Here is a 10,269-nt window from a genome sequence, read left to right as displayed (position 1 = left end):
TACAAGGTCCTGGGCAACGTGCTCGAGTGGGCGACCAACGTCGGCTTCCCCGGCTACGCGAGCGCGGCCATCGACGAGGCTTTCAACACCTGGGTTCTGCCCACCATGTTCGCCAAGGTGGCCCGGGACGAGATCACCCCTGAAGAGGGAGCCAAGGCGGCGGAGACGGAGCTGAAGCGCATTTTCGCCAAGTGGGCGTGACGGGGCACCCCGGGGCGCGATGGCGGTCGTCGAAGCACGGGGCCTGACCCAGGCCTCTTAGGGCAAGAGTCAAGTTTCGCGCCGGTCACACCTCCCGAGGAAGGTGTGTCCACGACTTGGCCGGCAATCTCCCGACCGCTGGCGGCCCAGCCGTCTCTAGGCCGTCACTTCTCCTTGCCCTCTTTCACAACCACCGCGGGCAGGTTCTTGTCGTGGACGAGCTGGTTGAAGGCCGCGAGGTCAGTGGCGAGCACGCGCTTGAGCTTTGCCAGCTGGGCGTCGATCTTCGCCGCCAGGTCGTCGTACACGAGGACAGACTGGTCCGTCGGGCGCGCGTCCCCGTCCTCCACAACTCGCGCCAACAGGCTCAGCTTGTTGTTGAGGCGGATCGGGAAGTTGAGGGGGTCCTGGTTGCTCTGGTTCTTCGTCTGATAGAGCTCCTCCTCCACTTCCGTCAGTGCCTTCCCAAGGCCGGCGCCGGCGTCGGCGATGGCCTTCACATCCGCCGTCCCCTTGGCGCGATCCGCGGTGGCCTGAACTTGCTCTCTCACGCTCCGGATCCGCGACATCGCGTCGTGGGTCTCGGTGAGCTTGTCACTGATCTTCGCGAGCAGCTCAAACTGCCTTTGGAGGTCTTCCGGGGTCACGGTAAGGCGCGGGTCCCGACGAACCTCGAAGGACTCGGTCAGCGCGTTGCTCCCCACCCGCAGCCGCACCTGGTAGGTGCCAGGCACCACCGTCGGGCCGGGGGGCACGCCGCCCCATAGGATCAGGCCCTTGAAGCGGGTGGGCTCCGGATAGCGGAGGTCCCAGGCGAAGCGATTGAGGCCGGCCTTGGCGGGAATCTTGGCCGGGGCGCGGCTCCGGCCGAATTCGTCGTCCTCGTCGGCAGGAGCGCTCTCTTCCTTCTTTTCCTCCTTGCTTGAGAACTTCCGGATGGACTTGCCCGCGGCGTCGAGGAACTCGAGCGTCACCTCCTCGCTCTCCTTGGGTTCGCCCTTGAGGTTGTAGTACACGATTGCCCCGTAGGGGGGGTTCTGCCCGGCGGCCCCACGGCCACGCCCCGGGGGGCTGCCAAAACGGTAGGCGAGCGTGGGCTTGAACAGGTGAGCCTCCTTGGACGCGATCTCCGCGCTCATCTGCCGGAGGGGCGAGACATCATCGAGGATCCAGAAGGACCGCCCCTGGGTCGAGATCACGAGGTCGTTGTCTTTGATCACGAGGTCGGTGACGGGAACGATCGGCAAGGTGCCCCCCGGCTTCTTCTCCTCCGCTTTTGCCTTCTCCGGCTCCCCCCGGTCCATGCGCAGCGGCTGCCAGCGAGCGCCGCTGTCGAGAGAGAGGTAGACCCCAGTCTCGGTCCCCGCGAAAAGCAGGCCCCTCCGGATCGGATCCTCCCGCACCGCGCGCACGAAGCTGTTGTCGGGAATCCCGGTGGTGATCTTCCGCCAGGTCTTGCCGTAGTCGGTGGTGGCGTAGACGAAGGGACGGAAGTCGTCGAGCTTGTAGCGGTTCACGGCCAGGTACACGGTCCCCGAGTCGTGGGGCGAGGGATCGATCTGGCTGATCATGCTCCACTCCGGCATCTCTTTGGGAGTGACGTTGCTCCACGTCTTGCCGCCGTCGCGGGAGACGTGGACGAGGCCGTCGTCGGAGCCCGCCCAGAGCAGCCCCTTCTCCAGCCTCGATTCGGCAAGGGCGAAGACCGTGCCGTAATACTCGACCGTGGTGTTGTCCTTGGTGATGGGGCCCCCGGAGGGCCCGAGCTTGCTGGGGTCGTTGCGGGTGAGGTCGGGGCTGATCGCCTCCCAGCTCTGCCCCTCGTTGGTGGAGCGGAAGACCCGGTTTCCCGCCGTGTAGAGGACGCCCGGATCGTTGGGCGAGATGACGATGGGGAACGTCCACTGGAAGCGGTACTTCATCCCTTCCGCGCCGTGGCCCATGGGGTTATCGGGGTAGACATTCACGTCGCGGCTCTGCTTGGTGCGGTGGTCGTAGCGCTCGATGACGCCGTCGTAGCACCCGGCGTAGGAGACCATGGGATCCTTGGGATCGGGGGCGACGTAGCCGCTCTCGCAGCCGCCCACGGGGTACCAGTCGGTGCGGCGGATGCCCCCCTCGCTCGTGCGGCTCGCGATAGCGACGGTGGTGTTGTCCTGCTGGGCCCCGTAGACCCAATAGGGGAACTGATTGTCGGTGATGACGTGGTAGAACTGCGCCGTCGGCTGGTTGTCCTCGCTCGACCAGCTCTTGCCGCCATCGAAGGAGACGCTCGCCCCGCCGTCGTTGCTCTCGATCATGCGCAGGGGGTCGTCGGGGGCGATCCAGAGGTCGTGGTTGTCGCCGTGGGGCACGGGAATGCCGCTGAACGTCTTCCCCCCGTCATTCGAGCGGTAGAAGGCCGTGTTCAGAACATAGACCGAGTCGGCGTTCTTGGGATCGGCGAAGATGTGGCTGTAGTACCAAGCCCGCTGACGCAGCTTGCGCTCGTCGTTGGTCTTCCGCCAGGTCTTGCCGGCATCGTCGGAGCGGAAGAGGCCGCCGTCCTCCGCCTCGATCATGGCCCACACGCGGTTGGGGTTGGCGGGGGAGACGGCTATCCCGATCCGACCCCAGACGCCCTTCTTGGGCAGTCCCTCCCCCGTGATCTTCGTCCAGCTGTCACCGGCGTCGGTGGACTTGTAAAGGCCGCTGCCCGGTCCCCCGCTCTCGAAGCCCCAGGGAAGCCGCAGCACTTGATAGAAGGCGGCGTAGAGGATCCGGGGATTCGTGGGGTCCAGAGCCAGGTCGATCGCCCCCGTCTTCTCGTCGACGAACAAGACCTTCTCCCACGTCTTGCCCCCGTCCCTGCTGCGAAAGACGCCTCGCTCCAGGTTGGGGCCGAAGGCGTGGCCCACCGCGGCCACGTAGACGAGGTCGGGGTTGCTGGGGTGGACGCGGATGCGCCCGATGTGGCGTGTGTCTCGCAGTCCCACGTTCTTCCAGGTCTTGCCCGCGTCGGTGGACTTGTACACGCCGTCCCCGTGGGAGATGTTGCCACGGAGGCAGGCCTCGCCCATCCCCAGGAAGATCACATTCGGATCGGACTCCGCCACCGCGATGGCCCCCACCGAGCCTGTGCCGAGCTGGCCGTCGGAGATGCCTTGCCAAGAGATGCCCCCGTCGGTCGTCTTCCAGGCACCGCCCCCCGTCCCCCCGAAGTAGAAGACCCGGGGTTGGCCCGTCACGCCCGCGACCGCGGTGACGCGACCGCCGCGATAAGGACCGATGCTCCGCCATTCAAGGCCGGCGAGTTGGGCGGGATCGACCGCGGACCCCTTCGCGGGCGTGGGCTCCGCGCCGCGGGCCAGGGGGGCGAGGAGTGGTACGCCCACTAGGGCAAGGGCACGGAGACAGGTGGCGGTCCGTTTGTTCCGGGTCATTCTGGGCCTCCTGCGAGAGGGGAAGGGGACAACCATACGGATAGCGCAAAAGGATTACCTACGCCGACGAGCCCTGGCGAGGGGTGCCCGTACCTCAATCGTGGCCGGGACGTCCCCGCCGGCCATCGTCTTCATCGGGGGGGGCAGCGCTGGATGCCCTGCCCTCAGGGATGTGCGGTCCGGTCGATGAAGGACGCGACATCGGACTTGAACTTCTTCAACGATGGCTCGTGGATGTACATCATGTGGCCGGCCTCGTAGTACTTCATTTCGATATGCGACCGCAGGTCCTTCTCCAAACCAAGGTGCGACATCATATACTCGGTCGCCAGAAAGGGCGTGGCCAGGTCGTAGTACCCGTTGAGCACGAGCACCCGGAGGTTCGGGTTGTAGACGAGGGCGTGGGCGAGGTCCAAGCCGGTGTTGGTCAACAGGGGCAGGGCGAAGGGCACTCCTGGAGGCTTGTGCTTGAAGTCCCAAGAGCGGAACAGGTGGGCCGTCACCACGTAGGTCTTGTCCCGTCCGAACTTGAGCTCGTCGTGGTAGTAGTGCTGGAAGGCCGCGGTGAAGGCCCCGCTGATGGCGGCGCTCTGGGGGTCGTACTCGGCCTCTTTCGCCAGCACGTCGAGCGTGGGCCCGGTGAAGCGGGCGTCAAGCCGCCCCACCGTCGCATGGTGTTCTCGCAGCAGCTCCTGGGTGAACTGACGCTCTGTCACCCGGAGGTCCGCTTTCTCCAGATACTCGACGGACAGGCCCGTGTAGTCGTGGATCTTCTTGGCGACAGCGCTCCGCTCCGCCCCCCCGAGGTCGGCCCCTTTAAGTAGCGCGGTCGTGTAATCGCCGAGGGCGAATTTGCGGACCTCATCGAGGAACGGCGCGAGCTCCGGACGGTTGGGCAGTAGCTTGTGGTACCAGGCCACCGCCGCGTAGGTAGGGAGGAAGAGGGCGAAGGTCCGCTCGTTGCCCGGCAGGTCGAAGATTGCCTCCAAGTCCAGAGCCACCGAAACCAGGATCACGCCGTTGAAAGTCATGTTGGCATTCGTCTGCAGATAGTCGACAACACCCGCGGAGCGGGTCGTTCCGTAGCTCTCCCCGAGCAGGAACTTCGGGGAGTTCCAGCGGTCGTTGTCAGTCACGTACTGCTTGATGAAGCGGGAGACCGACTCGATGTCTGGGTCGGCTCCCCAGAAGTCCTTGTCCTTCGCCTCCCCCACCGCCTTGCTGATGCCGGTTCCCACGGGATCGATCATCACGAGATCCGTCTTGTCGAGGATGCTGTAGGCGTTGTCCACCACCGTGTAGGGAGGCGGGGGGGTAGCGGCGGCGTCGCTGGTGACGATCCGCTTCGGCCCCAGCACCCCCATGTGCAGCCAGACCGAAGAGGAGCCCGGCCCGCCATTGTAAGAGAAGGTGATCGGTCGCTTCGTGGGGTCGCCCCCGTCACGCTTGATGTAGGCGACGTAGCCGACGCTTGCGTAGGGCTGATCTTTCTCGTTTCGAACGATCAGAGTTCCAGCGGTGGCGGTGTAGTTGATGGTGGTCCCTCCCACCACGAGGCTGTGCTGGGTGACCGATTGCTCCGGCTTGGGAGTTTCGGCGGTCTCGCCCTTCTTGGCCGCTTCCGGCTTCGGGGTCTCGGGGGCAGGCTTTTCGTCCCCCCGAGCGAGGGGGCCGACAATGACCGCCAAGGCCGCCACGATCGCGATGACAGTGCGTCTCATGCTCAAACCTCCTTGCCGGAACGTGCCGCGAACCCTCCCCCGGCGACCGCACCGGGGGAGAAGCACAACGTCTCTCCTATGGCCGGAAACCAACGAACCGCTAGAGTTGCCCACAACCGCACATCCGCCCTTGGCTCACCACCGACCATACCCGACGGATGCTGGCCATGGCCTCAAGCGGATTGCCGGGCCCGCTCGCTTGCCCACCTCGGTCGTACCCACCTCCGCCTCCTCTGTGCTCTCCTACCTCGGGGCTCTCTCACAGTGAGGGTCTGGTTTGCCTTGAGATCGTCGGGCGGGACGAGGGTCACGGATTCTTGGATCCACTCAGGTGCACGTCGAAAAAGCGTTCCACCCTCTGCCACGCGTCGCGGAGAACGTGCGCCCGATGGAAATAGTGGAACTCGCCCGGGTACATCACGAAGTCGATGTCCTTCCCCGCTTTGAGCCCGGCGTCCAGGAGCCGCACGGACTCCAAAAAAGGCACGTTGACATCGGCAGTTCCATGCATGACCAGAAGCGGCCGCACGATGCGATCAACCCTATGAATGGGTGAGGTCCGCTCGTAGAGGTCGGGGTTCTGCTCCGGACTGCCCAAGCGGCCGCGGATCCAGGGCCCGTCCGGGTCGTGGAACCAATCCCGCCAGTCTTCGACCCCCGCCACGTCGATCGCGCAGCGGAAGAGCTCCGGGGTCACGGTCAGCGCTTGGAGCGCCATGTAGCCGCCGTAGCTCAACCCCCAAATTCCTACTCGCTTCTCGTCCACGTAGCCGAGGCCCTTCAGGTATCCCACTCCCGCCGCGATGTCCTGGTAGTCCCCGCCCCCGAGGTCTCGGTAGGGGCCCTGACGCCAGGCCTTCCCGTAGCCGATGCTGCCCCGGTAGTCCACCGCTAAGACCACGTAGCCGCGCTGGAGAAGGTATTGGTGGACGCTGTAGTAGACGGCGTAGTCGCGACGAACGTGCCAGCCGTCGAAGTTCTGGGTAATGCCGTCACCATGGACCCAGATGATGGCGGGGTGCCGGTGGGAGCGGTCGAGTCCTTTAGGCACGAAAAGATAGGCGGGCACCTGCTGTCCGTCGGGAGCGGGATAGCGGACAAACCGGGGCTCCACGAAACTAGACCGGTCCAAGCTGGGGGGCAGAGAGTCGGTCAAGCGTCGGGGCGTGGCCGATGCCCGGGCTTCCAGGACAAACCAGTCCGCGGGGTTTTGGGGATCCGTGTGCTGATAGAGGAGCCGTGTTCCATTCGGCGACCAGCTCGCCCCCACGTTGGTCCCTCGGCCCCCGGTCAGGGTCAGGAGCCGGGCGGAGCCCGGATCGGAGCCGACTTCGGCCACCATCAGCTGTCGGGCCCCCGGGTTGTCCCCCGGGTTCGCGTCAAAGGCGATCCGCTTGCCGTCGGGCGACCACGTGGGCCGGCTCACCTCGTAGGCGCCCTTGGTCAGCTGCACTGCCGGCCCTCCGGAGGAGGGGACGAGGTAAAGGTGGTCCCAGCCGTCGCGGTCGCTAATGAACGCGATCCACCGCCCGTCCGGCGAGGGGACGGGCTCGGCACCCAGGAAGTCGAGGCTCCACCATTTCGAATCGATATCCTTATACAGAACGGTGGCCTCGCCCGTGACCGCATCCGCGAGGAGGACCTCCCGTGCGGTCAGATCCGCGCTTTCTCGCTGCAGAGTCAGGTGGGTGGCGTCCGCCCAGCGCGGGGTCGTCTCGCTGCCCGCGCCCCGAGCCACGCTGACCAGCGGACCGCCGGAGACCGGCACCACACCGACGTGGACGTTGAATCCATCCTGTCGGCGGAAGGCGATCTTCGACCCCGCATACTCTGGGGACTCTTCCTGGGGGACGCTCGAGGCGACGGTGAACGCCACCCTCTCGCCGTCCGGGGACCAGACGGCTCCCCCCTCCGCCCCCGGCGTTTCCGTGAGCCGCCTCTCCCCCCCGTCAGACAGGCTCCGGACCCAAAGATCTCCGTTGCGCAGGAAGACAACCCGCCCTCCGTCCGGCGAGGGCGTGACCCCGCTCTCCGCCTCGGGCGTAGTCCACACGGCTCGAGGCTCGGCTCCTCCCGAGGCCGCCACTTGCCACAGGTCCCCGCTCCGCTCGAAGTACAAGCTCTCCCCGGTCCGGCCCCAGAAGAAACCGTCGATGAGGCCGTCGGCATAGCGGGTCAGGGGAGTTGGCCCGCCCGCGGCCACGTCGGCCACCCACAGGTTCTGCACCCCGGCCCGGTCCCACACGAAGGCGATGCGGCGGCCGTCCGGGGACCACGTCGCCCGGTAGGGATGCTTTACGTCGAGGAGGGCATCGATGGTAATAGCATGCGGGGTCCCGGCCGGCGTCCGGCCGGAGCTGGCGGCGGCAAGAATCACGAAAAGGAGACTGTGCATGAGGTCTCTCCTGGGGCCGGATCATAGCCGAATCCCCTTTGCCGCCCCACCGCTTTTCTTCGGCTACACTCGTGGGGCCATGTCCCGTTGCTCGCTGATACCCCTCCTGGGCGCCTCATTGGTGCTCGCGGGGGCGGGACCGCCTCCCGCTTCCGACCTCGAGAGGAGGACGCGGGACCTCCTTGATACCCTGAAAGCCCAGAGCACGGCCCACGCCAAGGACCTGGCCACGGGTAGAGAAATTGCCGTCCGGGCCGACGTGCCCGTGAACACCGTTAGCGTGATCAAGATCCCCGTCATGATTCTCGCCTTTCGCGATGCCGACGCGGGGCGGCTGAAGCTCGATGAGCGTTACCTCATCACCCCGGAGGCCCAGCGTAGAGGGACCGGCGTGCTCCAGACGTTTGCCGTGGGCCTCAACCCGACCTGCCGGGATCTCATTACCCAGATGATCATCACCAGCGACAATACGGCCACGGACATCCTCATTGAGAAGTTGGGGCTCGAGCGCGTCAACCAAATGCTGGAGTCTCTGGGGTACAAGGAGACGCGTCTGCGCATGACGATCGGGCAGCTCTTCCGCGGCGTCTGGGAGCAGCTGGACCCCAAGTACGCATCCCTCTCCGACCGGGAGGTTTTTGCGCGCGGTTTTCCGGAGGACCCCGGAGCCCAGGCCCGGTACTTCATCTATGTCGCCGAATCCTCCAAGTGGTTCGGTCGCACCACCGCCCGGGAGACCTCGCGCCTGCTGGAGCAGCTCCAGAAGGGCGAACTGGCAAGCAAGGCGTCGACGGAGGAGATGGTCGAGATTCTTCAGGAACAGCTCTACTTCTCCCGCCTGCCGCAGCGAATCCGCTTCCGCGTGAAGATCGGCCACAAGACGGGAGACTGGCCTCCCATCATCGGGAATGACGTCGGCATTCTTTACTCCGACCGCGGCCCAATCGTGATCTCGGTCTTTACGAACCAGAACCGCAGCAGCTTCTTCGATCTGGAGGCGGCCATCGGGAAGATCGCGGAGGACGTTCTCGACGCCTGGGGGGGGAGGAAGGAATGAAGGGGCTCAGGGTGATAGTGATCTTCCTCGTCGCACTTGGCGGCTCGGGGGGATCAGCGGGCAACGCCAACCCACAAAAGCCCCCCGCCGCCCCCCTGGAGCCTTCCCCAGAGATGGCCAGACTTCTCCAAGCGTTCACGGGCGACTGGAGCGTCAGCGAGAGCTTCGAAATCAGCCAATCTCGGCGGGGCGCCACTCGTCAAGGCGTCGCCTCCCTCAAGGCAGGCCCTGGATTCTCCCTCCTGGAGGAATACAGATCGAACGGTTCCGCTGGAGAACTGCGTTTCCTTGGCGTCTTCTGGTGGGACCCGAACTCCAAGGTCTACCGGCTCTTGACGTGCTCGAATAACGACGGCTGCGGGCTTCGGGGGACCGGCGTCTGGGAGGGAGACCGTTTCGTCAACACCTGGGAAGAGGAACTCCAGGCCAAGAGCGTCGCCTTCAAAGACTCGTTCATCGACATCTCGCCCACGTCTTTCACGCTTGTCTCGCAGGGCGTGGCCGAGGGCACTCCGATCTGGCATGTCACCACCAAATACCGGAGGCAAACGGAAACCCCTTCAGCGGGCCATAAGTAGACACGGCTTGCAAGGCATTTCAGGTTGAAAACTGTGGTTGGAGTGATCCTACTAGGCCGAGCGACGCGTCGTGCTAGGCCGGTCAGTTCATTTACGTTGTTATACGCACCGGGGACGTGTGGAGGTATTGATGAAGACTCTGGCCATGCTGGCCGTCGCCGGAATCACGGTCGGAGTTGTGGTGCCTCTGGCCGCTGGAGCCGAACCGCAGAAGGCGAGCGTGCCGTTGCGAGGCTTGGTTGCAGTCGGCAGCATTGTCGCCACCGCTGCCGAGGACACTATGGACGAAGCGGTTCTCCGCACGACGGTGGAACGGCGATTCGCTCGCGCCGGAATCACGATCGATGCTGCGTCGCCCGTTGATCTCATCGTCGATGTGAGTGCAGAGAGGGATCGATCAGAGGACGGTCATTGCACTTTCGAGAAGTTCGTAGTGTACCTGGCGCTTCGCGAACCCGTATCGATCGATCGCGCACCGGGTGAGACCTTTCCAGCTATAACCTGGCACAGGCAAGGCAGTGTGTCGCACTTCGGGTCACGTACTCCCAAGTTGACGATTCTCGATCTTGTCCAGCAACAGATCAGCACCTTCCTCCGAGCTCGCGGAGTGGAGCAGCAGGCGCCAGCCGAGAAGGCCGACCATCCTTGAGCGGGCGTATAACAATGGATTGGAGCCGGCGAAGTCCGCGCCGGCAAGACTGCCGCGGCCTTCGCGGCTCAATCCAGCGTTGGGCGGACGCCTCAGCTGGGTTCTGGGTCGAACGGACGGTGCGCGTGAAGCTCCAGGGGCGGCGGCCAACGATTCGGCCGCAGAGCTGCTGCCACTCGGTCCGGTGGCTCGGCACGCAGGCGGTAGAGTACAACCCAGAGGTCAGGTTGCCCTTCGTGAAAGCGG

General features: G+C 65.2%; 7 protein-coding genes. 4 read left to right on the top strand and 3 right to left on the bottom strand.

The window, feature by feature from the left end; genetic code table 11:
* The coding region (locus tag VN461_12165) for a carbohydrate ABC transporter substrate-binding protein (protein ID HXB55535.1) at positions 1-201 on the top strand (201 nt) is incomplete at its 5' end.
* Positions 202-365: 164 nt separating this feature from the next.
* On the opposite strand, the gene VN461_12160 is transcribed toward VN461_12165, so the two are convergent.
* The 3 genes from VN461_12160 to VN461_12150 form a co-directional block, all read right to left on the bottom strand.
* Complete coding sequence (locus VN461_12160; GenBank protein HXB55534.1) at positions 366-3,623, bottom strand: glycosyl hydrolase; 3,258 nt, start codon at positions 3,621-3,623, stop codon at positions 366-368.
* Positions 3,624-3,787: 164 nt separating this feature from the next.
* Positions 3,788-5,344, bottom strand: coding sequence for a hypothetical protein (locus VN461_12155; protein HXB55533.1), 1,557 nt, complete (start codon positions 5,342-5,344; stop codon positions 3,788-3,790).
* Positions 5,345-5,651: 307 nt separating this feature from the next.
* Complete coding sequence (locus VN461_12150) at positions 5,652-7,739, bottom strand: prolyl oligopeptidase family serine peptidase (GenBank protein HXB55532.1); 2,088 nt, start codon at positions 7,737-7,739, stop codon at positions 5,652-5,654.
* On the opposite strand from VN461_12150, the gene VN461_12145 reads away from it, so the two are divergent.
* The 3 genes from VN461_12145 to VN461_12135 all read left to right on the top strand — a co-directional run bounded on the left by VN461_12145 (position 7,738) and on the right by VN461_12135 (position 10,023).
* A complete protein-coding gene (locus VN461_12145; protein ID HXB55531.1) occupies positions 7,738-8,796 on the top strand; it encodes a serine hydrolase in 1,059 nt (352 codons plus the stop codon). The two genes, VN461_12150 and VN461_12145, sit on opposite strands and share 2 nt — an antisense overlap.
* A complete protein-coding gene (locus VN461_12140; protein ID HXB55530.1) occupies positions 8,793-9,374 on the top strand; it encodes a hypothetical protein in 582 nt (193 codons plus the stop codon). The genes VN461_12145 and VN461_12140 overlap by 4 nt, the downstream gene beginning before the upstream one ends.
* Positions 9,375-9,504: 130 nt before the next feature.
* Positions 9,505-10,023, top strand: coding sequence for a hypothetical protein (locus tag VN461_12135; protein ID HXB55529.1), 519 nt, complete (start codon positions 9,505-9,507; stop codon positions 10,021-10,023).
* Positions 10,024-10,269 lie beyond the last annotated feature (246 nt).

The sequence above is a fragment of the Vicinamibacteria bacterium genome (assembly GCA_035570235.1).
GTDB lineage: Bacteria > Acidobacteriota > Vicinamibacteria > Fen-336 > Fen-336 > DATMML01.
Note: the sequence above shows the minus strand (reverse complement) of the source record. Positions and strands in the feature narration are given on the sequence as shown.